Source organism: Xylocopilactobacillus apis, assembly GCF_033095965.1.
GTDB classification, from domain to species: domain Bacteria; phylum Bacillota; class Bacilli; order Lactobacillales; family Lactobacillaceae; genus Xylocopilactobacillus; species Xylocopilactobacillus apis.
The window spans coordinates 2,104,139-2,129,668 of sequence record NZ_AP026801.1 but is presented as its reverse complement, the minus strand read 5'-3'; the positions used below and the strand labels follow the sequence as shown (position 1 = coordinate 2,129,668).

Sequence of the window (25,530 nt, the reverse complement as noted above, 5' to 3'; positions counted from 1 at the left end):
TTGAATAACAAATTTATTTTTTAAACTAGATTATAAGAAAATTAATTATTTAGAATTGAGGCATATGGATCTATTATATTTATCTCGTGCGCAGCTGATATCAGATTTAATTGAAGCTGAAAAATTAATTTATAGAATAATAAACTTACCAAAGATGACGCAAAGTATATTATCTATATGTATCTTTCCGATTTTATCATTAATATGTGTTGGTGTTGATGATTTATTTAGTGAAAAAGATTTAAAACTTTCAAAAGATTTAGGATTAAATGATCAAATAGATTTTACCAAATTATTAGCGAAAAGTAGGTCAAGCCTGAAACTTTATACTGATAGTAAAGGTGGAAAAGCTATTAAAAAGGTAGAGAAACAACAAAAAAAATTCTATAAGGAATTACAAAAAGGTTATAGTGATTTACAAAAATCATATATATCATTGTTCGGTCAAGAAGATCTGGGAGTCTACTATTACAAAGGGCTTCCTTTAGCGAATACAAATCAAACGACTATTTATTTTGATGCTTTTGACAGTGAAATAAAAAAAGAAAATTCTATTGAGCGAGTAATTGAACAATTTAGCAAAAATCAATCTTACTATATTAATCTTGTTGTTAGAGAATTTGAAGACAGTCGAATAGAAAAGTTTGAATATGAGAAGTGCGAATCGAAAATATTAGATAGTGAAATTTCTAATCAAGACTTTTTTTTCTTGGATGAAGATAGAAGGAATATATTTACGAATTCAGATGATAAATTCTTTAGCTTATTTCTTTTTAATTTAAAATGTCAATTATCATTTTCATTAAATGTAATACCTTTAATAATCAGTGAGAATAGTTCTTTGAGATATAGATTAGAAATGTTAGTTTATTATCAAGCAATGAAAAAGCTGGAATTTATTGAGAAAGAAAATCCATTTATGGGTATAGAATTTGTTTCTGATTTGTTAGAAAAATTTGAGTGTATTTTTAGTAATAATAATTTGAGAAATAATATCTATCACTACAATCTCTCTAAAGATAACGATCAAATGGAAATAAAAGAAGATATTTTTATTTCTATGGTTGAATTTCAAACAGGGATAAAATTTAAGGACGTATTCGACTCCATAGAAAGAGATACGGCAAAACTAATTAAAATTCTAGAAAAAGAAACATGTTTGATTTGATAAAAGCTAATACAAGTAGATTTAAAATTAAAAATCTTAAAATTAAAATAAGAGGATAATTGATTGATAGTAAATGTTTTTTCTATAGGTGAAGTCGTTACAGAAGAGAACCTGGATGATATAGATAAACAAAATATAAATAAAATTTTTGAAAAAGTTTTTTCAAAAAAAAGCATAACCCATTTAAAAATTAATTGTTGTGCGAATGATACTTCTATCCTTAAAGACTATACCAAGGATCCGAATAATTTTGTGATGGTAGATTTCGCAAAGAAATTAGCAAAAGCTGAGCAAAAAAAAGATGGAACCAGGAACAAACAAATCTTAGAAGGAATCTTGCTTATCCAGAAAGAAAACAATCGTTTAACCTTGTTAAAACTGGAAAACCTGGAAATAATTGATAAGGAGCATCATTACGAAATGAGGACGACTTTTACAACCGAATCCAAGTATTATAAAGGATGTATTTTAGAAGATGATCTAAGTAACATAGTGATAATTGACAAAAATCAATCTATAGCAAAGTATTGGAGAGAAGATTTCTTAGATTTATCATTAAACAGAAATGATTACCAAAACTCTAAGGAATTAATTGAGCTACTAAATTGCGATGAATTATATGCTAAGGAAGTATCTCAACTTCCAAATTTCCAAAAAATAAAAGATGAAACTGAAGATTATATTTTTGATCATGAATCATTTGATAAAGTTGAATTAGCTAATCATTTAAGAAGAGATAATTTAATTGAAGAAATTGATTTAAGCAAAATTTATTCATATAAATTTGAACAAATTGACTCTGATTTTAGAATATCCAAAAAAGCGCTGAAAGAAAATTATAAAAAAACCATTGAAATATCTCCAGACACGCGCGTAACCACGAATAACTATAAAAAACTAATTAGAGAACAGGGTATAGAGTATAAAGATGGCAAACTACATCTTCGCATAAGTGGAGAATTTGTAAAAAAATTACCTAAAGAGTTGACAAATGGAAATTAAGGGAGCATTTGAAAATACAGCTTTTAAATTTGTCGGTAATGTTCCAGATATTTTGAGTAATTATGTTGAGGATGGGGAGTTATACAACACCCCCAGTTTATTGTTTTTAGAAGAACGTTACATAAATGAAACTGAGTTTTTTTCTCAAATAGTTGATAAATTTAAAATTAAAAAATTTGATAAAACGTTGCTCATCTTTAGAGACGAAAAAATAGTAGACGCAGGATGTTTTTCTAAAGAATTCAATATATATAGTGAGGTTATTTCTGAAAATAATATAAATGGCTTGAATAAAAAAGACTTATGTATATCAGTTAGTCACTTTTGCAAATATAAGATGAATGACAAAATTAGATTTGTACAGTCAATATATATAATGCTTTTTTTATCTAATGTTACAGAATATGATGATAATAATTTTGATTTTCAAGTAAAGTTGGATGATGAGTCGTATTTACAGCATATAGATTTTAAACAAGTTAAATCTTTTAATTTGCTTAATATTTACTCATGGATTGTTGATAGTAAAGAAAATGTACAGACTAGATTGGAAATAGTTCGAAAGCTTATTATAGAAAAACGATCGTTTAATTTAACTAAAGAAGATTTATACAAAGCAAAGTCTATTTTTAATAGAGTTATAAAAGAAAAGACTGATGATTATTTCAAACAAGTGAATATGTTGAAAGATGATTTTTTTAACTTTACTAAAAGTCAACGAGAAAGTTATCAATCGTTAAACTTAAAATTTATCGGTTGGAGTTCTTCCATTGCTCTTTTTATATATGGTGAAATTAAAGATAAACCTAGTGGCAATTTAATGAAAAAAATTCTTTTCTCAAAAACCGAAAAAAGTCTATTGTTTTTGCTTATTTTCTTTATTTCATTAATAGTTATTTGGATAATTTTTGTTAGGGAAATGAATGAACTCAAAGATGAGTACAAAAAAATAAAAATTTTTTATAACGATCATTTATTTTTTGAAGAAAATGATTTTTCTAATTATATGGAATATCCTAAGATTTCTAGATTATATATATGGTCGTTTATTGTATTGTTGGTTTTATTGATATCTAGGATAGTTTTGCCGTTCTTTATGTATTCATTTCTATAAATTATGTTAGATTAAAAGGCGGTTTTATTTGAAACAATTACTTGTTATTGGAAATGGGTTTGATTTACAGTGTGGATTAAAATCAAACTACAATGATTTTTTTAGTGAACGATTTAAAGAAGTATTTGATATTGATGATTTTAAAGATTGTAAAAGAGCAGCGTGTAAAATTACTAATTATATAGAAAAAAACGGTTTTATGTATGAAGGCTTAAATAAAAAAATAGATTACTTTCATGGCTATAAGCTTAAACGGAAAAAAGAAGGGATTGAAATAACTCGTTGGGATTGTTTCTTTTTGTTTTCGCAAGTTTTCTTAGAAGATACTAACAATCTTCAATGGCAAGGTGTAGAAAATATTATTTACAATGTTGTCTCAATTGCACTTGATCCTTCGTTTGAATCAAATCTAGAATTTAAACATAATTCGGAAAGTGATGATACCGAAAAAGAAAAATATTATAAGGCAATAAATTATCTATCTACTATTGGTGACAACTCTCCCGATACGATTGCAACTGAATTATTAAACGATCTCAATCAGTTTGAAGAAATATTTGCTGATTATATTGTTAAACAAGTTTTAAATAACCGTAATTTTCAGGATTTTTATCCAAATTTACTTTCACGGTTGATAAAAAATTTAGATCAAACAGAAGAAGAGAAACCCGTAAATGTTGATGTAATTTCATTTAATTATTCATTGACTCTCCCTTTCAAGGAAAAATTTAATAGAGATCATGGAGACAAAGTTCATATATTGAGCTGGAGCAACATTCATGGCGTAGCTTTTTTTAAAGATTCAGCTGCAGAGCAGGCTGTGTTGCAAAGTATATCCTACGTTAGTGGATTTCATCTCCCGGCTCCTATCTTTGGAATCGATAACCACGACATTTTATCTGACGGAAAACAAGATGATCCAAGAATTATATTTACCAAATCATTCAGATTGATTGATAACAACGTTAACATCATCAGAGATGATATGAGCTACGAAAATATCGATTTAATTACGATTTATGGGCATTCATTAGCGCGGGCAGACTATTCGTATTTTGAAACAATTTTTGACAATTGCGATATTTATTCTTCAAAAACAAAACTTGAATTCTATTATCACCCTGGGGATCATGCACAATTAGAAAAGAGAAAAGCTGTTCGAAAAGTTGTAAATTTATTAACGGACTATGGTAATACGCTCGATGGCAGACATGGAGAAAATATAGTTAATAAGATGATTTTAGAAAATCGATTACAAGTTATCGACAGTACTACTCTTTAGGAACAGAAATTTTAAAAGATTTATAAATCATCAGAAACTAAAAAACATTCTACGTTAGATGATTTTCTGCAACCGATCTAAATTAAAACTATAAACAAAAAAAGATAACCCCAGGCACATAGGAATGCTCAGTACGATTGTACCTACCCCTTTCTGGGACCCAGTGTTTATCCTTCACAAGTTATCTTATTAGGATACATTCTACCAGTTACACGGAAAGTTTCAAATTTAATAATGTATATTTTTTAAGATAATCCCAAATGGAGCCAGAGATGTTCGAAGTTAAGACAATAAAACGAGGTAATTCATTAGCATTATCTTTACCAAGTAGTGCGGGTTTTAAGCCAGGGCAGACATGGCTTTTGATTCCTAATGACGATGGAAATGGTTTTATTTTAGTTCCAAAACTTGAAAATTCTTATAAAGATGCTGAACCAATGTCTCTATATTCTGGAGAAGAGTGGACAGACATAGATTTTAAAAAGGTGGAATAGTTTTGTATCAACAAAAACAAGGTGATACGTCTAGATTAATTTTGATCCTTCAAAAGGTCGTGAAATTCAAAAAATGTATCCAGCTGTAGTAGTTAGCAGTAATGATTATAATAAAGCAACTGGTTTTGTTATGTTACACCAATTACGTCTAAAATTAGATCTAATCCCGTTTATGTTGATATTTTACGTCTCAAAAAACTAAAGGACAGGTAGTTACTACTCAAATTTATTCTCTTGACGTTAGTTCTTGCAGTAATCGTAGTATTGAATATATTGAAAAGTTACGACAAGATACATATTACAAAGTAGTTCAACTAATTCAAATGTCGTTTGATTTTGGGATTCAAAATTACTAAAAGTTCAGTAATACTACGGAAGTCCCAAAACGGGACTTCCGCTCGTAGCAAGGCCTCACCCTCTAAAACTAAAAAAGTGGTCAATCTCTCAAAGAGAAAATCGACCACTCCAAGTGCCCTCCGCAGAGGAACACCCCAATTCTGTAGCTATTTTAATGGACATAACTTATTAAAACAAGAGTTATTGTTAATTTGTTTGTGCATTTATTATCTTCAAAGAAACAGTAAGATTAAATAAATCTGATTTTGCCCAACAAAAAGTAGTATAGTTATTTTACAGATTATGAGAGGCAAAAATAAATGAGCAAACTGTGTGCAATTTGTAATACCGAAATTGGAATGATGACCAACAAAGTTCAGATCAATGGAATGTGGGTTTGCGAGTCCCATTTAAAGCAAGCGGGTTTCAAAAACGCGAACGATGCTTTGAAGAATATCGATCGATTTTCATTTGATGAATTACAAAGAGCTCTTTTAAGTAATGTCAATTTAAAAGAGGCGATTGAAGGGGATAAAAGTTCCCGGATGGACGAAATTAAGGCGCAGTTTGAAGCGGCTCAGGTTTCCGATTTGTTCGGAACTAAGAAGGAAGTAAAAGCTTTGCCTGACATTTTACAGTCAAACGAAGTTGTTAAATATGCGACGAGTGGAGTAATTGCAGGCGGAACGGTTTTAATGGTACTGACGGACAGCAGGATTCTATTTGTTGATAAAGGTCTAGTGTATGGATTTAAATCAACTGAAATTCCATTAAACATGGTTAATAGTGTTTCATATTCTACGGGTATGCTGCTTGGAAAAATCAGTATCACCAATGGTGCAATTACAACTAGTGTCGATGATGTCAGCAAATCTTCGGCTCCCATTATGGTTGATCGAATTAAGACCGAAATGGCTAAAGTACACCAACAAAGTCATGGTGCTGATAAAGATCTAGTCTCACAACTGAGAGAATTGAAATCTTTAGTAGACGAAGGGATTCTCACCGAGGAAGAATTCTCTGCGAAAAAGAAACAGATGTTAAATTTAAAATAGTCCATTGAAAAAGCGGTATTCCGTTCATTTCAATGGCTTTTTGATTGAATATAATATTAATTTTATAAGTTTGGGTCTAATCAGAGATTTTTTTTAATTTCTAAAAAGATGAATTTAACTGACGGGAGTTGATCTGAATCACAAATTTCTCTTAAAATCTCATCATTAACAGTTGCGACCCGAAATGCAGTCGAATCATTTTCAAAGAGGTTAAAACTTACAACATTAATTTGATAGATTGGGTAGAATTCGCCGTTTTCTTTTTGGGCACCATTATCTAAAATGTCTTTAACGGTCCTTATAAAATAGGTCGGGAGGTATCCTTCGTCTGGGATATTGTATTTAAAAATCGATTGAATCCTGATGAGGCATTTCTCCCCATTGTCGAGTTCGGCAATCGCCTGAATGTACTCATGTTTTAATGAAGGCTTGCTTTGATCGTAAGGATCTTCAAATTCAGCATTAACAACATTTAGGCCAGCCATGTCTTTTACAAATCCGGCAAAAATATTGGGATGTTCAGGGTTGGCAAAAACCTTTTTCATCATGTAGGGGTTGAGCATTGAATATTTTCGTTTAGTCATTTTTTAAAACTCCTTTTTATTTTTGGGAGCCTTTTTTAGCTCCTTATAATACATTACGCAAAAAAAAATTAAAATTTGATCATATCGGAGCTAAAAAATAATTTTAAAAATCAGGTTCTTCAAATGGCAATAGGGGAATCGCGGTCATCCATGTTAACTCATAACTATTTAAAAATGGAATCCTCCAAGTTTTATTAGATCGGTGAAAGAAATTTAGTTAAAGCCGAATCATGCTTTTTATTTAGGCCTCTTTTTGGGTTTCAAAAAATAAACGTCACTGGTTTGTTGCTTTTCAATTGCGCTTACTTCGGGTTTTATCCCGGACTAAAAGGTTTAAGATAAAGGGATGGCTGGACTTAATATAACCCCGATTTTTCTTTCGTGGTGGATAACCCGTGCTACTATTTTTATAAGCTTTGCGAATCAAGTCTTGTAGGACGGCATTGATCGCTGCTTTTTAATTTTCAATGAATAAACAGGATTAAAGGTTCTTCCTTAGAAGATTTCAATAATTTAGAATTTGCATTTATTCTTTTGTTTTTATATCTTGGTTGAAGATTTTGTCTAAAAACATTTATCTAGCAAAAGAAACAAAATTCCTACTTAATCTTCCTTTTTTGGTAATTGAAAAGTATTTTCTAATTTAAATTTCAATGATGGTTTGCTCATATCGATACACTCATCCCAATACTTAACGTGCATCTGGTCAATCGGATTTAAACTTTGTGCAACGTCGGGGCCAGTTTCCGTTTGATTGGAGTACCAACAGAGATAGAACTGTTTGTTAATGGTAATTGAAAAAATATGTTCTAGTTGCATATGTTCGGCGAATAAAGTTTGGTCGACCTCTGCTTGATGATTTTTCAAAAATTGCATCCATTCTTTGGCCTTTTCAATTTTAGAGGCATAGACAGGAAATCCTTCAAGTTCTACAATCATAATTATTTGCTCCTTTAGTTTAATGGTATAAAATTTGTTTCTTCTGCTTTAAAAACTCGTTTTTATTTTTGGGAGCCTTTTTTAGCCCCCTATAATAAGTTACGCCAAAAATTAAAATTTGATCACATCGGATCTAAAAAAATAATTTAAAAAAGAAGCTTCTTAAATTGACGAAAAACTATAATTATCCACGTTCCTTTATTTCATAATTTTATTTAAAAAATCGTTAAAGCCAGTATCGTTTTCCTCAGCCGCATCTTCCCAGTCTCTAGTGTCAGGCAATTTGCCGTTGTGTCACAAATTGAGAAACATTTGTTGGACTTTCGCTTCTTCAGCAAAGTCACCTAAGACTTGCAGGAGTCCACAGTTACTGGCTCATGGATCAGGAAAGGTGAGCGAATGGATGCTTCTTTCAATTAATTCGGTAGTGATTTGAGTGGACGGCCCAGGTGAGGGTAAAAGGAGTTTTCGTTTTAGTATTTTCCATTCTATCATTGTAAACATCTGAACACCGAAAAGCCGACTCAACGGTCAGCTTTTTAAATTATTTGTCTAATGACAAATGTAAAATTGTATATATTTTTTTATTAGTGTTTTGAGGTCGATTTTCAAAAAATGAGAAGGTTACGTATTTCCATTTATCTGGATTATAGATCGTTACTTGCCCAAGCAGATCATCATAGCTTTCAGACTTGAATTCAAATCCATTCAATGATGCAGCTTCTGTAATATCGTGATATTCTTCAAGAATATATTTGCTCTTAGGAAATGATTCGCTTAAATTAACCGTTTGAGTTACGCCAATTTCAATATTTTGCCAACCAAATGATCCGATGATGTTGTCGAAGAAGCCGTCAAAAATGAATTTAGTCATTCCCTCAGTCTGTTTCCAAACATATAGAGGTGAGTAGCTGTTTTCGAGATCTCCTGCAGATTTGTCATTTATTAAATATGCCTTGAAAAGCAGATCAGTAAATCCATCTGTCTTATTTCCATTGTTGCGGATGCGATTCCTGATAATTTCCATGTCGTAGTCAGCGGGTAATCCCACTTTATATTGCATTGCTTGCATTTGTTGTTCTCCTTTGTTTGGTATGAAGCTAGTATAGATTCGCGTGCACCTATAGCATAATCCTAGTTTGTGATATGCTTATCACTATTAATGATAAGGCAGGTCACAAATGAACTTTAACGATCTAATCGTCTTCAAGACTATTTATGAGAAAAAAACAATTAACAAAGCTGCAAAAGAATTGGGATATACCCAATCTAATTTAACTGCTCGGCTGCATGCCCTTGAAAATGAATGCAATACAAGCTTTTTTGTTCGCAGTTATAATGGCGTCTCGGCGACTGAAAATGGAGAGAAGTTTTACTCTTTTGTACGTCAAACCTTGTCCCAATTTGACGAATTAAAAAATTCTTTTTCCAAAAAAATACCAGAATTACTAACGTCAGAGCTTTTATTTAAGTGCCTCGTCGTTGATGACCAAGAATTCTCGATTGTTTCAACTAAAATTACCTGCAAAAAGACCAGCAAAATCGCCTCTGAATTAAATAAAAATCATTACGATTATGTTGTTACCTTCAACAAGTTAAATCGAAATGATTTTAAATTGGTTGCGACCGAAGACCTTCCTGTCAGTTTTCTTTCCAGAAAAGAAAACATTAATGACTTACCAGTCTTAATTAACAGCGATCATTTATGCCCACTTCGAAAACTCACGATTCAATTAATCGAGGACCCAGCACGCTTGGTCGAAATTGATTCTTTAGAGAACATCTCACAGTTAGTTTTAGATGGTCAAGCCACTGCTCTACTTCCATTGTATTTGACTAAAGATGGTTATCAAACAATTGATGATCGTTCGTTTAGCGTTAACTATTATCGGTACAAATATTGCACTTAATGCATTATACTACATTTTACTGACGAATTTCATTTAAAATGCAGTATAATACATTTTGAAGAAATATTCAGGAGAAAACAATGGCACAATTTGAAGTAATTGAGCGACCAGCACTTCTCAAACAGCTAATTGAATTTAAAGATCATGATTTAATCAAGATTATCACGGGTGTTCGTCGATCGGGTAAATCGGTTCTTTTAATGATGTATCGCGATTGGCTTATCAATCAAGGGATATCTGCTGATAACATCATTTATCTTAATTTTGAAGATTACGAGCTGCAGATGGTTCAAGATGAGGAGCAGTTAAGAGCGATTTTTGATCAAAAATTAAATGAACTTAAAGGTCGTTTTTACATTTTACTTGATGAAATTCAAAATGTAGCGGGTTGGCAGCGAGTAGTTAACGGCTTGCGGGTTAGCTTTGATTGCGATCTTACAATTACCGGATCAAACGCTCAAATGCTTTCAGGTGAGTTAGCGACTCTTTTGGCAGGTCGATATGTTGAAATTCCAATCTATCCTTTGTCGTTTAGTGAATTTTTAACCGCCAAAAAAATCAGCACAGATTCACGTCAAGTGGATCAAGCTTTTATTGAGTATGAAAAATATGGTGGATTTCCTGCAGTAGTAATTGCAAATGAGCAGGTTAAAGATCAAATTCTTAAAGGAATCTATGATACAGTTCTCCTTAATGACGTTTCGATGCGAGGAAATATTCGGGATCTGACCGTTTTAAGGGCGTTAACCGGATTTTTGAGTGATAATACCGGTCAGCTAATTCAACCAACACGAATTGCCAATACGATGAAATCAGAGGGGATTGATGTTAGTCCGCACACAATTACTCGTTATCTAACGTTGTTGGAAAATGCATTTTTGTTTTATCGATCGCGGCAATATGATCTGCGTGGGCGTGAGTATTTAAAAACAGCTGGTAAGTATTATGTTGTTGATCCTGGTTTAAGGCGCAATGCGGTAGATCGAAGACCGGGTAATTATTCGAATCAATTGGAAAATATCGTTTATGTGGAATTGTTGAGAAGAAAATATATCGTCGACGTTGGAAAATTTGATTCTAAAGAAATTGATTTTATTGCCCGCAAGTCTGATGAATTGATGTATGTTCAAGTAGCTTATGAATTGCCGGCGAATAAGCACGAAACAGACAATCTTCTAAAGATTAACGATAACTATCGAAAGATTGTGATTACTCAGCACTACTATGAATTTAAGGAAATCGATGGGATTCCGGTGATAAATGTTGTTGATTGGCTCACTAATGAAGATAAATAGGAAAATCAAAACTTCAAAACCACTTGAGCAAGTGATTCTGTCATTTAAATTGAGAGTGTGCAGAAGTGACGACTACGAGATATGTATATAAAAAATTAAAAAAGGGTAACTTGCGGTCAACACTTGCTAAAGAAACTATTTGGGTAGCCGTATGGGTTGTTAGATTTAAAAAATCAATTAAACTAGTATCTTTTTCATATAAAAAATATTCATTGTAGACAGTCTTATAAGCTTTTTGAGTTCTAAGGTCTTTGATGTTTTTAATAAAATTATCCTCTACTTTAGGCCAATCAATGACCTCACTGTACAGCTTGCTAAGTAATTTATTTTCAGTTTCTATGCCGATGTATTCGGCTATTTTTTTAATAATTAATTCAACAAATGTCCTTAGAGAAGAGACCAAAACATCATCAAATCGATTCATGCTTTTGATTGAATTAATATTTTTTTTGAAATTAATAATACTATGGTCGATTGATGCTGGTTCTGTTTCATTAAAAGGAATTATCCAATCATCACTAATGTTTTGAAGAGATTTATATTTAGAAATAATTTTCAATTGCGTATTAATTATTTTCTCTTTATTCGTTGTTTTATCAGTAATGGTAATACTAAAATTAATAGTTCCCGTTCTAGAAAACGTAACAGTATTGTTCTTAGTATTGACACAGACAGCGTTACTTGGTTCAAAAACTGGTCTTGAGGGCTTAATAGCATCATGACCTTTGGCATCTTTAAATTCAAACAACTCTTCAAATTTATATTCTTTTAGAACAATAATTTCTTTAACTAGCTGAGTGATCGTCGGATCGTCATTTTGGACAGTTTGTTTAATCGATTGTTTCGGATCATCTTCAAAAATACTGCTTTGCTGCCAAGGTGAATTATCATTTGATTCACTTTGGTTGTTAACATTTTTTTCACTGTCTAATATTTCACGAATTTGTTTCTGAGTGTTACTAGAGATGAATTTAGTAATCTCTTTAAGCATTGTGTAATTATAAGATTCAATAATTTGAGTTCGATCTGAATTGAATTTTATGATATCGGGTTCGTTTAGATAGAGTAAGATTTTTCCGATCTGTTGACGAAAAACATTTTTATTTTTTCCAGCAGCATTAACTTCTAAATTATAAAGATGTGAATTTTCAAATAGTGAATCATTAATATAAGTAAGGGGAGAGATTTTTCTTTTATCTTCAAAATAATAAATACTAGGTGCATCCTCTTTTTTAGTACCTTTGAGAGAATATACAGATAGATTAATAGCAAGAGTTAGCCCGGGAGTTTTTAAGAATTGTACAAATTCATCTGGAAGCCGAAGATCTTGTTCAATTCCTTGAACATTTAATTTCACGAAAGGGATAATTTCGTTATTTCTTTTAGATAAATATTGAATTGTGGCAATTTTTGCTTTTTGAAATTTTTGATTTTCGTTAGTATTATCTGCAGTTTTGATTCCATCAAGAAAGATGTTGATTTTAAAACCAGGATCATTAATAACATTGGATAATCTAGATGACTCGCCGTTTTTATTGAGTGCTTCTCTTAAATGATGAATCGAGTCGGAATCTAATCCCGTAATCTTAATTTCTGTACCTTTAAAATCATTACTAGGAGTGTGGTTAATTGGAACTTCAAATGATGAAACGTCTGACTGCTGTACTAGCTTTTTTAGATCAAGATTAAAATAATAAATAAAATTACTTCTTTGGGAATCGATCGTTTTAACGTTAATAAAAGAGCCAAATTTAAATACTGAAAAAAATCCAAGCCCTTTCTCGCCTGAAACGTATCTTCCATCAATTTTTGATCCGAAGATTTTTTCGCTATGGCTAATATTTAACAAAGTGTTGATGTCTTTTAAGGACATTCCAAGTCCATCATCTTTTATGATAATTTCATCATTGGACACTTTGATCGTAGAGGTATTAGCGCCAGCTTCGTATGCGTTTTTTATCAGCTCTATTAAAGCTAGTTGAGCCGTAGGGATGCTTTTCGATAATTCTTTTATTATTTGGCCTGCAACAAGGATTTTTGCCATCGCTATCTTCAACTCTTTCTGAAAACTAAAATATTTTCTTTATGCATTGACTTTACGGGTTTAGAATCATGAACTCTTGAAAGTTGAGACGGCATCTTCTTTGAGAAAATATTTCTCGTGTGTTGTTCAACTTCTTCAAGTCCGAGACTTTCAAACATTTCAACTGTAATTTTGTCTAAGGGTTGTCTAATGTCATCAACTTTGCGGTTCCCGACTGTATATAAAAGGACGCCTGAAGGTTTTAAAAGCCTTGCCAATTCCTTAGATATTAGCCAATAATCTGAAAAAAAGCGTCTTACTTTTCGCTGCTTTGAAACATTTATTGATGATAGAAAATCGTTTAATGCTTTAGAGGAATATTCGCTGTCACTGGCTGAATTTCCACCAAGACTTTTGGAATCAATTTTAGAAAAGTTCTCCAGCAAATTGTCGCTATCTTCAAGGTCACGCGGATCAATCCATTTTAGAAAAAGAATCGAGGCCTGTCCGTAAGTAACGGTTGTTGCATTTTCTCCATAAGGTGGGGAAGAGCAGATAATGTCAACTGATTCTGCGGGTAATTTAAAACATATTTTTTTTGCATCGCCAGAATAAATAGTACATTTGGGAAGGAATTCATTATTTAAATATTTTTGCTTTTTTGCTGCTAAGTTAAGAAAAGCTTCGGTTACGTTGTTTGAAATGCGTTCAATTTGAGGGGGTTCTTTTACATGAAGTTTAAAAGTAGATGTTCGGTCATTGCTGTGGGTATAGATGATATCTGACATGCAGATCCAGAGAAATTTTCTAACCCAGCGATCTTTTTCAGACGCTATAACATTTCTTACATGGCTTAGGGATTCAATTATATCTGGACGGAACCATTTTTCTATTTTTTCAAAGTTCCATAAAGGACGGGCGTACTCATCAGAATTTAATTTTTTAGTGATTCTTTTAATTACAGTTTTCCAAGAAATTTGTTGATAGTTATGGGTTTTAACTTGTGACAAAAGAACTGCATAGGGATTAATATCAATACCAATTGTTTGTAAACCGAGTTTTTGAGCCTCAATAAGGGCAGTGCCTGATCCCATAAATGGGTCCAGCATAATCTGTTCATCGTTTGTTTTCCATTTTTCTAACAGACGAAGTTGCATGGGAGCAACCATTGTTGCGGGGTAATGACCTAAGGTATGAACCCCTTCTTTTTTAATTCCTTTAAAATCCCATGAATAATCAATTGTAGGCGTGTTATTCAATTTATCCCTCTATTTATTGAACTTAATAGTAACTTTTTTGTATTAATACACTTTATCATAAAATAAATACTTTTAAGTGAGAAATAATGTTTTGGCCAATAAAAATGAATATTATTTATTTAAAAGCACAAAAAAGGGCTGGATATAAGCCGTAAAAAACTATTGAAGAGCGGTTAAAAAGTTAAATAGTTTTGATAATTCTAAATCTTGTAGATTAATAAAATTCAAATTGTTTTTGAAATTAACAATGTTCATTTTTTCAAATATATAATCAGGCAAAGTTAACGGATCAGACAACGTTAGCTTTTTCTTTTACCGTTAAACATAAGACCCATGTGGTTATACTTTAGAACGGTGTTCAATTTTTTTAAAAATTTTTGATAAATAGTTTGTTCTACTCAAAAATAAAAACGTTTTCTATACTAAAAATGAGGATGGGAGGTGAGAACTTGAAGGGCAAAATAAATCTATCTAATAAAGAGAGGAGGATTTTAATTCTTAACGATTTATTAACAGGGAAACATTTAAGCTACCAGCAATTATCTGATCAGTACTTCGTTTCGAGAAGCAGTATTGCTAACGATATCTCGTATATAAAAAATATCTTAGCTTCAGAGTGGTTACAGCTCAATTTTGATAATTCAGGAACTTACTTTACTGGAACTGAAATTGATGCTCAAAGAGTATTGAAAAGAATTCTGCTTACTGAAAGTTCAAAAAAAGGTAATAATCCCGTATTAGAAAATTTAATCAATTTGAACCTATTCTACAAAATCAGTGATGCAATTACTGCTGAATTGAAGAATAAACATATTATTATTCCTGAGAATAATTTAGAAGATATTATTGCAACAATTACGATTTTGATTCAACGCGGTTATGAGGGCAAACATGTAAAAAACGCGTTACATAACCAAATTGAAAATTTACTTTTTCAGTATGAAAAATATCCGATAGTTTTTGATTTATTGGAAACCCTTGAAAAAAAGAATTTTTATTCTTTTACAAAGAACGAGATCAATTATCTTTCATATGTAATTTTAGGAAATGGATTTAAATTTTTTATAAAAGATAATGTTATTCCCTCCTCAATAAAACTTCTAGTAAAAAAATTAATGAATCAAATTAGCGGTGATATTCAAATTGATTTTAGTAATGATCTAATATTAAAAAATGATTTATTAGTTCATATATATCAAATGATTTTACGGCTTCAGGGAGGGACAACTGTAGTTAATCCCCTCTTAAAAGATATTAAGAAACAATATTCTGCACTATATGGTGTAATTTGGTATAACTTGAATAATTTAGCTGCTGAAGAACACATTCATATTTCCGATGATGAAGTTGGTTTTGTAACAATTCATTTTCAAGCAGCAAAAGAAAGAATTCATAAATTAAATCGAATTTTATTTGTTTGTCCAAATGGGATTGGAATGAGTACATTTATTTCTGCTAAATTAAAACAAATTTTGCCTGAATCAGAAATAATTGAAGTGGTTTCAGCTAAAAATATTCCTTCAACAGATTTAAATAATGTCCAATTAATTATTACAACAGTCTCTTTACCAAAACTCAAAAACATTCCGGTAGTAAAAATATCTCCCATGATTACAAATAACGATATGCATAATGTTATTAATCAATATTTAAATATTTCTATAGATAAAAATAATGAATTTGAAGATCGAAACAAAGATCTAAGCAAAGCTTTAAAATTCTTAAACAAGAATGTTTATTTTAAATCTATTAACAATCAGGAGGAGAGCATTAACTTTTTATTAGATCAGTACAATTGGTCTAATTTTGAAGTAAAGAAAAACTATCAAAGCTCTGTATTTGAAAGAGAAGAAATGCAAACGACATATTTAGATAACGGGTTTGCGATCCCTCATGGAGATTCAAAATATTAGATAGAACAAGTATTTCCGTCTTAATACTAAAACATCCAGTTCAATGGGGAATGTATAAGGCAGACGTCATTATTATGCTAATGATTGCACAAAAAGATCGCCCTTCTATTGAACCCTTTATGAATTTTGTAATGCAGGGAATCGAACATAAGCAGTGGTTTATTTCTAAGATATCGGAGGAAATTAAATAAAGTATGGGTTCTGTTTTACCAAAAGAAAATATTCAAATTATTAATAATATCAGTGATTGGCAGTCAGCAATAAAAAAAGCAAGTGAACCATTATTAGATCAAGGTGCAATTACTGAACAATATGTAAAAAACATGATTGAAAGTGTATATAAAAATGGTCTTTATATGGTTTTGACTGATAAATTTGCTTTAATGCATGCTAAACCTGGAGAAGGTGTAATTAAACAGGCAATGAGTATGTTGGTCAGTGAGCAAGATATTGATTTAGCAGGAAAACCAGTAAAAATTTTTTTGGTTCTTGCTGCTAAGGCTAGTAATAGCCATATAAAAGCTTTACAAGAAATTGTAGATATTTTAATGGATAGTAGAAAATTTTCAATTATTTTGAGTGGAAATAGAGAGAAAATAATTTCTCTTTTTAATAAAAAGTTGGAGGATTAGTGATGAAATTACTTGCTGTTTGCGGATTCGGGGTAGGAAGTTCGATGGTATTGAAAATGACATTACAGAAAGTAGTTAAACAAATTGGGCTTGATGCAGAAATTGAGAATACAGATTTATCAACGGCTAAAGCAACACCGGCAGATGCTTATTTTACAAGCGAAGAATTGTATTCTGATTTGTCACATTCAGTTAAAGGACCGGTTTTTACTGTAAAAAAATATATGGATACAGAAGAAGTTAAAAATCAATTAGAAAAATTTTTAGCAGAAAAGGAGGTATAAATTGTGGATTTTATTACAAATTATATTTTAAAAAATCCGCCAGTTTTACTTGGTTTAATTGCCATGTTAGGCATGATCCTGCAGAAAAAATCTTTTTCTGATGTTGTTAAAGGAACTTTAACTGCTGCATTTGGGATGACAATTCTTACGGCTGGAGTCAATATGTTAACTGGAACGATCTCTCCAATTAACACTGCAATGCAAACTCATATGGGAATTAAGGTTGCAAAAGGATTGTCAGATGCGACTTTCACAGCTAATTATGGTGGTGCTGTAGGTTTAGCAATGTTTTTTGGTTTAATTATTCACCTTTTAATTGCTAGATTTACACCGGTTAAAACAATATTTTTAACAGGGCATATGCTTTGGTGGTTTCCATTTGTAATTGTTGCTGGCGGAGTCGAGGCTGGTTTGAAAGGTCCAATTTTAATTGGATTTAGTGCAATATTATCTGCCAGTTATTGGTCTTTTGCACCATGGGTTATGCGAAAATATGTATGGGCAGCTACAGAAGACGAATCGTTTTTAATAGGACATCCAACGGGAGTTTTATCACTACTATCTGGTTTTGTGGCTAAACATTTGGGTAATAAGAAACATTCAACTGAGGATATTAAAGTTCCAGAAGGATTATCATTTTTTAAGGAGATTTCAATAACAGGTGCATTAGTGATGTTTATTGTTAACTTAATGGTTGGTTTAATTGCTCCTGAATTAGTTCCAGCAGGAGGGAATCTATTCATGTTTTCTGTAACTGCAGGGTTAAACTTTGGTGCAGGTCTATTGATATTACTTTATGGGGTAAGATTATTAATTAATCAAATAGTTCCAGCGTTTCAAGGAATTTCCGAAAAGGTAGTGCCAGGAGCTAAGCCAGCTTTTGATGTTCCAATCTTATTTAATTATCGACCTAACGCGGTTATTATTGGATTTTTGGTTGCAATGATCACTTCAACAATATTGGTTATTATTGCTAATATGACGAATCTTTTTGGAGTTTTATTAGTTCCAATGGTTATCACTTCATTTTTTGAATGTGGAGGGGCTGCAGTTATTGGAGAAGGTCAAGGAGGTATGCGGGGAGCAATAATTGGAACTTCCGTTGCTTCTATTTTAATGATAGTTCTAGTTGGCTTTTCAGCAGCATTATTTAATCATACGATTCAAAGTTGGATTTTGGTATTTGGTGGTAATGATTTGTCCCTTTGGGGAATGATTAGTAGATTTCTTGGAAATTTGTTAGGAGGATTATGATGCTGGAATATATGGAACATATTAAAAATATTATGTCCAAAGTAAACGATCAGGAAAAAGATTCAATCAATAGGGCCGTTGATTTATTAACCAAAACCACCATTAATAAAAAATCTATATACGTTTTTGGTGCCAGCCATGCAGGGATCCTTGCACAAGAAATGTATTACCGTGCTGGAGGTTTGATGAATATCAATGCAATTTTTGGTCGTGAAGTTATGTTAGATCGAGAACCGATTACTTTTACGAGTAAGATGGAACGGTTGGAGGGGTATGGTAAAGAATTGGCTGCCGCGGAGCCTTTTACAAAAGACGATGTTTTAATTTTACATTCAGTGTCTGGTAGAAATCCGGTTATTATTGACTTGGCCATCTCTGCTAAAAAACAAGGGGTTAAAATTATATCATTAACTAATCTTTCATATTCGAAAAGTGTTTCTAGCAGACATTCAACAGGAAAAAGATTATTTGAGGTTTCAGATATTGTAATTGATAATCACGGGGATATAGGAGATGCAACTTGCAATATTCCCAATCTTAATCAAAAAGTTGGACCAACATCGACAGTTGTTGGAGCTGCTATTTTGAATTCAATTGTTGTAGAAGTATGTAAGGAATTAATAAAAAACGGAGTTGAATATCCACCCATTTTTTATTCTGCTAATCTTGACGGAGGGGATAAGAAAAATCAGGAACTATATGTTAAGTACAAAAATACCATCCATTATTCATATTAGAAAATAACCAGAAAAACCAAAAGCATCGCAAAAAAATATGCGATGTTTTATTTTGTCAAAAAATATTTAAAATTAATCATCAAAATACAGTCCAATACGCAACAAACTTTATAGAAGTGATGAAACAAAAGTCGAACTGAAAGCGCGTTCATTAAAACTAATTTGTAGTTATACTAAAATTAGGATGAGAGGTGAGCAAGTGGATGACATCTAAGCGTGAATTACAAATTGTGAGCGAAATCATTCGAAATCCAAAAGTAAAAAGTGGTGATTTACAGAAAAAATTATCTTTGAGTAAGAGACAGATTGATTATTCAATTAACAAAATCAATGAAGAATTACACGAATCTAATTTAAGTTTGATTCAAAGGAACAAAAACGGAACTTTTAATTTAGATCAAAAATCTTTGCAATATTTTGTTTCGCGAGAAAAATATGATAAAGATATCGTCTATAAGAGTAATGGTACTTATTCATATCACAATCAGAATGAACGAATTCCTTTATTGGTACTTTATATCCTAACATCGACTGAAATTTTGTCATTAGTCCATATTTATGATTATTTGAACGTTAGTCGTAATACAGCCATCAGTGATTTAAAAAAGGTAACATCTTTGCTTTCATCCTATAATTTACGCTTAGAATATACCAGATCTGATGGATACCAAATTAATGGTTCAGAATTACAAATTAGAATTTTGATTAATGATTTAGTAAAAAGGGTTTTACACTTTCCCAATGGACTTAATGAAATTGATCAGTTAGCTCAAATTTCGATTGAACCGATAATTCATTTTGTACACAAAGTAGAAAAGAAATTAAAAATAGTATATTCAGATAATGCGTTTAATTTTTTGGTACGTGATTTGCAGTTAATTATCAGTAGAAATTTCAGTAGAAGTTACGAGATTAATCCTTATTTTTTAGGTGATGTATCTGACACTAAAGAATATGAAATTATAAAAGATAATATTTATCCTAAGTGGTTAAAACAATCCGATGATTTAAGCTGGATTACCCTTATATTTTTATCTTCAAACATTTTACGAGGAATGAGCCAAGATACTAATGAACAATTAAAAACTGCAGTTAGCCAAATGGTCGACATATTTCAAGATCTTACTTATGTGAAAATTAGTGATCGTAAATCTTTTGAAGCAAGACTTTTCGCCCATATTAGACCAGCTTATTTTCGAATGAAATATGATTTATCACTTGGAAGCATTGGAATTGAACAAGTTGTAAGTGATGATCAAGAACATCGAGAACTGCTGGCAACAATGAAAAAAGTAATCGACCCTTTGGAATCATTAGTAGGGAGTCAAATTTCCCTTGATGAATTAGAGTTAATATCGTTTTATTTTGGATTTGAGTTTAGTAATCGAAAAAATTCTATTTTTAACAAAAAAAAGCGAGCAGCAGTAGTTTGTTCAAATGGTCAAATAGTTTCCAAGTTAATGTTAAACACACTATGCGAATTGTTTCCGGAAATAAATTTTATTTCTTCATCATCTGTCAGAGAGTTTGAAAACTTTCAACAGGATTATGATTTAGTTTTTACCACAATCCCTTTAAAAACAGAGATTAAACAATACGTAATTAACCCAATTATGGATAACGAAGAAAAATTAACCCTTAGGTCTAATGTTTTATGTGATATAGGAATTCATAAAATTGATACTACTTTGGGTAATTTACTTACAGCAGTTAAGCAGCATGCAGTAATAACTAATGAAAAAGATTTACGAAATAAAATGCGAAAATATCTTTTGGAATCTAGTGATAATGGGGATGTTGAATCGACATCTAAATTACCTGATTTAAGTCATTATTTAAAGCAAAGCAATGTAAAACTTACTAGTAAGTCTATCAATTGGAAGCAAGCAATTATTTTATCATCTCAATCATTAGTAGATGACGGAACGATTAGCGAAAATTATGTTTCTCAGATGATTGCACAAAATGACACTCCAATTGGTTATAGCTTTTTAGGTAAATCGATGGCAATACCTCACGCCTCTTTTGATGATGGTGTACACGCTGATGGTTTTGGCCTTTTAATTAGTAAAGAGTCAATTGCTTTTCCCGGGAATCATTTTGTTCATTTTATTGTTCCAATTGCTGTGTTTGATGAAACTAAACACCTAAAAGCAATTAATCAATTATCTAGAATTGCTGAAAATCCAACGTTACTTCAAAGATTGTTATATATGAATGATTCTAACTCAATTATTAAAACAATTTATTCAGAAATTAAAGGTAAAGAGTAGATAAATGAAAGTTAATGAATATCCACCGTTTACGGTGATTATGCGTAATTATTCGTTCGAGCAAGTCATTGCAATTGCTCAAGCGATAGAAGGATTTGAAAAATACTTTGCAATTGAAGTCACTTTAAATACAACCGGGGCAACTAAAATGATTCATGATTTAGTTGAGCAACATGGGACAGATTTAAAAGTGGGAGCAGGGACAGTTATCACATTAGATGATGCTAAAGAAGCTATTAAAAATGGAGCTCAATTTTTATTGGGCCCGAAAGAATTTACGTCCGACATTTTTTCATTAGCAAAGGAACATCATGTTGTAACAGTTCCAGCCGGTATGACGCCAACGGAAATAGTAAGACAAATAGGTCTTGGAGCTGATATTGTTAAAGTGTTTCCAGCGACTACCGTTAGGCCAGATTTTTTTAAAGCTGTTCAAGCACCTTTAGGAAAACTTAGATTGATGGCAGTTGGTGGTGTTTCAGCTTCTAATGCAAAAGATTTTTTAAATTCGGGCGCTGACTATTTAGGAATTGGATCTTCAATGTTTACTTCCAATGATCTCAATAGTTTAAATAAGATGGGGTTAAGAACGTCGCTGGAACAATATATTAAATTAATTCACTAGAAATGAGAAATTAAGAAAATTATGGATTTAATACTTGATCAAAGTTTATTTTTTGCAAAATTAGATTGTAGAGACTCAATAGAAACAATCAAGTTTCTGAGCAATGAGTTAACAAAAAATGGGTATGTAAAATCAGGTTACTCTGAAGCAATTGTTAAACGAGAAAGAGAATATCCTACTGGATTGCCTTCACGGGAACCTGGTGTTGCGATTCCTCATGCTGATTATCAATTAGTAAACAAAACAACGATTGCAGTTGCAACACTTAAAGAACCGGTAATGTTTTATAACATGGAAGCAGTTAAAAAAACTGTTCCTGTCCAAATTGTCATAATGATGGCAATCAAAGAACCACACGGACAAGTAGAAATGCTGCAGAAAATTGTTGGAATTATCCAGGATGATAACTTAAGAAATAAAATTTTTAAGGCAAGTAAATCAACAGAATTGTTGTCTTTAATTCAAGATGTAATAAATAAATAAAGGAGTTAACGATGAAAAGAATATTAGTGGCTTGTGGTAATGGGATCGCAACATCAACAGTTGTTGCAACAAAAATTAGAAATTACATGGAAGAAAAAGGAGAACAAGTCGAAACAACTCAGACTAAATTAATGGAAGTTCCCGGTAAAGTTCAAGATTATGATCTTTTAGTTACTACAGGTGAATTTGATGGACAAACTAATGGGGTCCCATACGTAAAGGGAATGCCTCTATTAACTGGGATTGGTGCTGATGAGACGCTCGAAGAAATTTATCGAGTCATCACTAATTAAATGTTTTTTATACGAGGAGAGTACTAATGAATTTTATAATGGATATTTTTAAATGGTTAATCGCCGCTGGTCCAACTGTTATGCTTCCCGTTATTATTACAGTTATCGGATTAATTTTTGGCTTAAATATTGGGCGAGGTTTTAAATCAGGTTTAACTTTAGGAATAGGTTTTGCTGGAATTAAATTGATTCTTGACTTTATGACAACTAATGTTGGACCCGCAGCCAAAGCAATGGTTGAACGAACAGGAGTTCATTTAACAGCACTAGACGTTGGATGGGGTTCAATTGCCGCAGTTACGTGGGCTTCCCCGATAATTGCAATCTTAATCTTTGCTATTTTGATTGTAAATATTGTTCTATTAGTTCTTAAGAGAACTAATACACTTGATGTGGATATTTGGAATTATCACCATATTGCTATAGTTGGAGTTATGGTTTATTTTGTCACTCACAATATGTGGCTTGGTTTAGGAGCTACTGTTGTAATGGCTGTTATAACATTCAAACTAGCCGATTGGTCTCAACCAGTTGTTGAGAAGTTTTTCAAGATTCCTGGCGTTTCTTTGCCAACAGTTTCGGCACTGTCTTCATTAGTAATTGCATGGCCGCTAAATTGGTTATTAAATAAGATTCCGCTTTTTAGAAAGTCAAAATTTTCAATTCGAGATGCCCAAAAATATTTAGGATTTTTTGGTGATTCAATGATTATGGGATTAATAATTGGAATGGCAATCGGTGCTTTAGCTGGTTATGATTTCGTTAAAATTCTTCAACTAGGTGTTAGTATGTCAGCCGTCTTAGTTTTAATTCCAAAGATGACTTCTCTATTTATGGAAGGTTTAATGCCAATTTCTGATGCTGCACAAAAATGGTCTCAGAAGAAATTTAAAGGTCGTAAATTATTTATCGGTCTTGATGCTGCAGTTGTTGTTGGTAATCAGGATGTAATTACAACTGCTTTAATTATCATTCCATTAACAATTGCAATGGCATTGGTATTACCAGGCAATAGTGTTTTGCCTTTCGCAGATTTAGCTGTTGTACCTTTTAGAGTTGCGATGGTTGTTGCATTAACAAATGGGAATTTACTTAAAAATATTATTATTGGTTTAGTCGTTACGGCCTCTCTTTTATGGTGTGGTACTGCAACAGCACCAGTTTTAACTGCAATCGCTAAATCAGTAGGCATTAAACTTGGGGCAAATTCGTTATTGATTTCATCATTTGCTGCTACATCAATGATTCAAAGCTTTATCGTTTACTTAGCATTTACTTGGAATCAGGTAATCTTAATTCCAGTCTTATTAATTGTCTTTGGTTTAATTTGGTATTACTTTGATGGAGTAAAGAAGATTAATGGATCAAGTTCAGAAGAAGTATCAGCGGAAGCTTAATATTCAAAAAGGAGTAATTAATAAAATTGAAGATTTCTAACATTACTATATATAAAGTAAAACCACGATGGATTTTTGTTAAAGTTTCTACTGATGAGGGGATCGATGGCTGGGGAGAAATGATTTCTGGTACAAAGACTGAAACAGTTGTCAGCGGTGCTAATGAAGTTGGAAAAAAACTTATTGGCAGAGATCCAAGAAATATTGAACAACTATGGCAAGAGATGCACCGTTCTTTCTTTAGAGGAGGACCTATTAATGGGACAATTATTTCGGGATTAGAAATGGCTTTATGGGATATTAAAGGTAAAGCATTGGGAGTACCTGTTTATCAATTGTTGGGTGGTCCAGCAAGAGATAGAATTCGCGTGTATTCATGGATCGGTGGAGATCGTCCTAGTGACGTAGCTGAGCAAGCTCAGAAAAGATTAGATCTAGGTTTTTCAGCAATAAAAATGAATGCAACTTCTGAATTACATTATATTGATTCTTATCAAAAGGTAGCTGAAGTGGTAGAGAGAGTAGATTCTATTCGTGAAGCAGTTGGTAATAATTTAGAGATTGGAATTGATTTTCATGGTCGAGTTCATCGTCCAATGGCAAAGGTATTAGCTAAAGCATTAGAACCTTATCATCCAATGTTTTTAGAAGAAGTTGTCTTACCTGAAAATTATGACTCTTTTGATGATATTGCTAGAGAAGTGGCAGTTCCTCTTGCAACAGGTGAAAGACTATATTCTCGTTGGGAATTTAAACAATTATTTACACAAGGTGCTGTTGATATAGTTCAGCCGGATGTTGCAATGTGTGGTGGTATTTTAGAGTCTCGTAAGATTGCAGCAATGGCGGAAGCATTTGATTTAGCTGTAGCACCCCATGCACCTTATGGTCCAGTTGCCTTAGCAGCAACTCTTCAGTTAGACGTTTGTACCCCGAATGTCTTTATCCAGGAACAAAGTTTAGGGATTCACTATAATCAAGGATTTGATCTTTTAGATTTTGTATCTAATAAAGAAATTTTTGATTATGAAGAAGGTTATGTTGAGATTCCAACTAAACCAGGTCTAGGTATTGAAATGGACGAAGATAAAATTAAAGAAGTTGCTCAACAAGGCCTAGTTTGGACAAATCCAAAATGGAAGAATTATGATGGAACGATTGCTGAATGGTGATAGTTA

The 25,530-nt window shown here is 32.0% G+C and carries 25 protein-coding genes; 20 read left to right on the top strand and 5 right to left on the bottom strand.

What is annotated here, in order from left to right:
• Positions 1-64: 64 nt before the first annotated feature.
• The 7 genes from R8749_RS10165 to R8749_RS10135 all read left to right on the top strand — a co-directional run bounded on the left by R8749_RS10165 (position 65) and on the right by R8749_RS10135 (position 6,451).
• Complete coding sequence (locus R8749_RS10165; protein ID WP_317696553.1) at positions 65-1,168, top strand: hypothetical protein; 1,104 nt, start codon at positions 65-67, stop codon at positions 1,166-1,168.
• Between the two features lie 63 nt (positions 1,169-1,231).
• Positions 1,232-2,170, top strand: coding sequence for a hypothetical protein (locus R8749_RS10160; RefSeq protein WP_317696552.1), 939 nt, complete (start codon positions 1,232-1,234; stop codon positions 2,168-2,170).
• Positions 2,160-3,284, top strand: coding sequence for a hypothetical protein (locus R8749_RS10155; protein WP_317696550.1), 1,125 nt, complete (start codon positions 2,160-2,162; stop codon positions 3,282-3,284). Before R8749_RS10160 ends, R8749_RS10155 begins: the two co-directional genes overlap by 11 nt.
• Before the next feature lie 28 nt (positions 3,285-3,312).
• The gene (locus R8749_RS10150) at positions 3,313-4,566 is read left to right on the top strand and encodes an AbiH family protein (protein ID WP_317696548.1); all 1,254 of its coding nucleotides are present in this window, start codon (positions 3,313-3,315) and stop codon (positions 4,564-4,566) included.
• A 272-nt stretch (positions 4,567-4,838) separates the two neighbouring features.
• A complete protein-coding gene (gene mazE / locus R8749_RS10145) occupies positions 4,839-5,060 on the top strand; it encodes a type II toxin-antitoxin system PemI/MazE family antitoxin (RefSeq protein WP_317696546.1) in 222 nt (73 codons plus the stop codon).
• Between the two features lie 73 nt (positions 5,061-5,133).
• A complete protein-coding gene (locus R8749_RS10140) occupies positions 5,134-5,262 on the top strand; it encodes a hypothetical protein (protein ID WP_317696545.1) in 129 nt (42 codons plus the stop codon).
• Between the two features lie 454 nt (positions 5,263-5,716).
• Positions 5,717-6,451, top strand: coding sequence for a PH domain-containing protein (locus R8749_RS10135; RefSeq protein ID WP_317696544.1), 735 nt, complete (start codon positions 5,717-5,719; stop codon positions 6,449-6,451).
• A gap of 80 nt (positions 6,452-6,531) precedes the next feature.
• On the opposite strand, the gene R8749_RS10130 is transcribed toward R8749_RS10135, so the two are convergent.
• From R8749_RS10130 to R8749_RS10120, 3 genes are all read right to left on the bottom strand, one after another.
• A complete protein-coding gene (locus R8749_RS10130) occupies positions 6,532-7,035 on the bottom strand; it encodes a hypothetical protein (protein WP_317696542.1) in 504 nt (167 codons plus the stop codon).
• A 603-nt stretch (positions 7,036-7,638) separates the two neighbouring features.
• Positions 7,639-7,974 carry a DUF6176 family protein gene (locus tag R8749_RS10125; RefSeq protein WP_317696539.1) on the bottom strand — a complete coding sequence of 112 codons (336 nt, stop codon included), beginning with the start codon at positions 7,972-7,974 and terminating at the stop codon, positions 7,639-7,641.
• A 544-nt stretch (positions 7,975-8,518) separates the two neighbouring features.
• The gene (locus R8749_RS10120) at positions 8,519-9,046 is read right to left on the bottom strand and encodes a DUF4865 family protein (RefSeq protein WP_317696537.1); all 528 of its coding nucleotides are present in this window, start codon (positions 9,044-9,046) and stop codon (positions 8,519-8,521) included.
• A 109-nt stretch (positions 9,047-9,155) separates the two neighbouring features.
• On the opposite strand from R8749_RS10120, the gene R8749_RS10115 reads away from it, so the two are divergent.
• Positions 9,156-9,884, top strand: coding sequence for a LysR family transcriptional regulator (locus R8749_RS10115; protein ID WP_317696535.1), 729 nt, complete (start codon positions 9,156-9,158; stop codon positions 9,882-9,884).
• Between the two features lie 80 nt (positions 9,885-9,964).
• Positions 9,965-11,179, top strand: coding sequence for an ATP-binding protein (locus tag R8749_RS10110; protein ID WP_317696533.1), 1,215 nt, complete (start codon positions 9,965-9,967; stop codon positions 11,177-11,179).
• Positions 11,180-11,219: 40 nt separating this feature from the next.
• Here R8749_RS10110 and R8749_RS10105 read toward each other — a convergent pair whose 3' ends face one another.
• Together R8749_RS10105 and R8749_RS10100 are read right to left on the bottom strand one after the other, a co-directional pair.
• A complete protein-coding gene (locus R8749_RS10105) occupies positions 11,220-13,223 on the bottom strand; it encodes an ATP-binding protein (RefSeq protein ID WP_317696532.1) in 2,004 nt (667 codons plus the stop codon).
• Positions 13,224-13,231: 8 nt separating this feature from the next.
• The gene (locus tag R8749_RS10100) at positions 13,232-14,461 is read right to left on the bottom strand and encodes a DNA methyltransferase (protein ID WP_317696530.1); all 1,230 of its coding nucleotides are present in this window, start codon (positions 14,459-14,461) and stop codon (positions 13,232-13,234) included.
• Between the two features lie 449 nt (positions 14,462-14,910).
• Between R8749_RS10100 and R8749_RS10095 the strand changes: the two genes are divergently transcribed.
• From R8749_RS10095 to dgoD, 11 genes are all read left to right on the top strand, one after another.
• The gene (locus R8749_RS10095; protein WP_317696528.1) at positions 14,911-16,374 is read left to right on the top strand and encodes a BglG family transcription antiterminator; all 1,464 of its coding nucleotides are present in this window, start codon (positions 14,911-14,913) and stop codon (positions 16,372-16,374) included.
• A gap of 194 nt (positions 16,375-16,568) precedes the next feature.
• The gene (locus tag R8749_RS10090; protein ID WP_317696526.1) at positions 16,569-17,006 is read left to right on the top strand and encodes a PTS sugar transporter subunit IIA; all 438 of its coding nucleotides are present in this window, start codon (positions 16,569-16,571) and stop codon (positions 17,004-17,006) included.
• Positions 17,007-17,008: 2 nt separating this feature from the next.
• Positions 17,009-17,290 carry a PTS sugar transporter subunit IIB gene (locus R8749_RS10085; RefSeq protein ID WP_317696525.1) on the top strand — a complete coding sequence of 94 codons (282 nt, stop codon included), beginning with the start codon at positions 17,009-17,011 and terminating at the stop codon, positions 17,288-17,290.
• 3 nt (positions 17,291-17,293) lie between these two features.
• Entirely contained in the window at positions 17,294-18,544 is a 1,251-nt protein-coding gene (ulaA, locus tag R8749_RS10080; protein ID WP_317696524.1) for a PTS ascorbate transporter subunit IIC, read from the top strand.
• Complete coding sequence (locus R8749_RS10075; protein ID WP_317696523.1) at positions 18,544-19,281, top strand: sugar isomerase domain-containing protein; 738 nt, start codon at positions 18,544-18,546, stop codon at positions 19,279-19,281. Before ulaA ends, R8749_RS10075 begins: the two co-directional genes overlap by 1 nt.
• Before the next feature lie 203 nt (positions 19,282-19,484).
• Positions 19,485-21,554, top strand: a complete 2,070-nt coding sequence (locus tag R8749_RS10070) for a BglG family transcription antiterminator (protein ID WP_317696521.1) — start codon at positions 19,485-19,487, stop codon at positions 21,552-21,554.
• A 4-nt stretch (positions 21,555-21,558) separates the two neighbouring features.
• Complete coding sequence (locus tag R8749_RS10065; protein ID WP_317696518.1) at positions 21,559-22,179, top strand: bifunctional 4-hydroxy-2-oxoglutarate aldolase/2-dehydro-3-deoxy-phosphogluconate aldolase; 621 nt, start codon at positions 21,559-21,561, stop codon at positions 22,177-22,179.
• A 21-nt stretch (positions 22,180-22,200) separates the two neighbouring features.
• A complete protein-coding gene (locus tag R8749_RS10060) occupies positions 22,201-22,662 on the top strand; it encodes a PTS sugar transporter subunit IIA (protein WP_317696516.1) in 462 nt (153 codons plus the stop codon).
• A gap of 11 nt (positions 22,663-22,673) precedes the next feature.
• Entirely contained in the window at positions 22,674-22,955 is a 282-nt protein-coding gene (locus tag R8749_RS10055) for a PTS sugar transporter subunit IIB (protein ID WP_317696514.1), read from the top strand.
• Between the two features lie 26 nt (positions 22,956-22,981).
• Positions 22,982-24,352: a PTS galactitol transporter subunit IIC gene (locus R8749_RS10050; RefSeq protein ID WP_317696513.1), complete on the top strand. Its 1,371-nt coding sequence runs from the start codon at positions 22,982-22,984 to the stop codon at positions 24,350-24,352.
• 26 nt (positions 24,353-24,378) lie between these two features.
• A complete protein-coding gene (gene dgoD / locus R8749_RS10045) occupies positions 24,379-25,524 on the top strand; it encodes a galactonate dehydratase (protein WP_317696510.1) in 1,146 nt (381 codons plus the stop codon).
• The last annotated feature ends 6 nt before the right edge of the window (positions 25,525-25,530 follow it).

Bases quoted from the DNA above. Each gene is read 5' to 3' on its own strand.
- R8749_RS10140 (WP_317696545.1), top strand. From the start codon at position 5,134: ATGTATCCAGCTGTAGTAGTTAGCAGTAATGATTATAATAAAGCAACT.
- R8749_RS10090 (WP_317696526.1), top strand. From the start codon at position 16,569: ATGGGTTCTGTTTTACCAAAAGAAAATATTCAAATTATTAATAATATC.
- R8749_RS10085 (WP_317696525.1), top strand. From the start codon at position 17,009: ATGAAATTACTTGCTGTTTGCGGATTCGGGGTAGGAAGTTCGATGGTA.
- R8749_RS10130 (WP_317696542.1), bottom strand. From the start codon at position 7,035: ATGACTAAACGAAAATATTCAATGCTCAACCCCTACATGATGAAAAAG.
- R8749_RS10155 (WP_317696550.1), top strand. From the start codon at position 2,160: ATGGAAATTAAGGGAGCATTTGAAAATACAGCTTTTAAATTTGTCGGT.
- R8749_RS10165 (WP_317696553.1), top strand. From the start codon at position 65: ATGGATCTATTATATTTATCTCGTGCGCAGCTGATATCAGATTTAATT.
- R8749_RS10075 (WP_317696523.1), top strand. From the start codon at position 18,544: ATGCTGGAATATATGGAACATATTAAAAATATTATGTCCAAAGTAAAC.
- R8749_RS10105 (WP_317696532.1), bottom strand. From the start codon at position 13,223: ATGGCAAAAATCCTTGTTGCAGGCCAAATAATAAAAGAATTATCGAAA.
- R8749_RS10070 (WP_317696521.1), top strand. From the start codon at position 19,485: ATGACATCTAAGCGTGAATTACAAATTGTGAGCGAAATCATTCGAAAT.
- mazE (WP_317696546.1), top strand. From the start codon at position 4,839: ATGTTCGAAGTTAAGACAATAAAACGAGGTAATTCATTAGCATTATCT.
- R8749_RS10125 (WP_317696539.1), bottom strand. From the start codon at position 7,974: ATGATTGTAGAACTTGAAGGATTTCCTGTCTATGCCTCTAAAATTGAA.
- R8749_RS10060 (WP_317696516.1), top strand. From the start codon at position 22,201: ATGGATTTAATACTTGATCAAAGTTTATTTTTTGCAAAATTAGATTGT.
- R8749_RS10135 (WP_317696544.1), top strand. From the start codon at position 5,717: ATGAGCAAACTGTGTGCAATTTGTAATACCGAAATTGGAATGATGACC.
- R8749_RS10055 (WP_317696514.1), top strand. From the start codon at position 22,674: ATGAAAAGAATATTAGTGGCTTGTGGTAATGGGATCGCAACATCAACA.
- R8749_RS10065 (WP_317696518.1), top strand. From the start codon at position 21,559: ATGAAAGTTAATGAATATCCACCGTTTACGGTGATTATGCGTAATTAT.
- R8749_RS10115 (WP_317696535.1), top strand. From the start codon at position 9,156: ATGAACTTTAACGATCTAATCGTCTTCAAGACTATTTATGAGAAAAAA.
- R8749_RS10110 (WP_317696533.1), top strand. From the start codon at position 9,965: ATGGCACAATTTGAAGTAATTGAGCGACCAGCACTTCTCAAACAGCTA.
- R8749_RS10050 (WP_317696513.1), top strand. From the start codon at position 22,982: ATGAATTTTATAATGGATATTTTTAAATGGTTAATCGCCGCTGGTCCA.
- R8749_RS10120 (WP_317696537.1), bottom strand. From the start codon at position 9,046: ATGCAAGCAATGCAATATAAAGTGGGATTACCCGCTGACTACGACATG.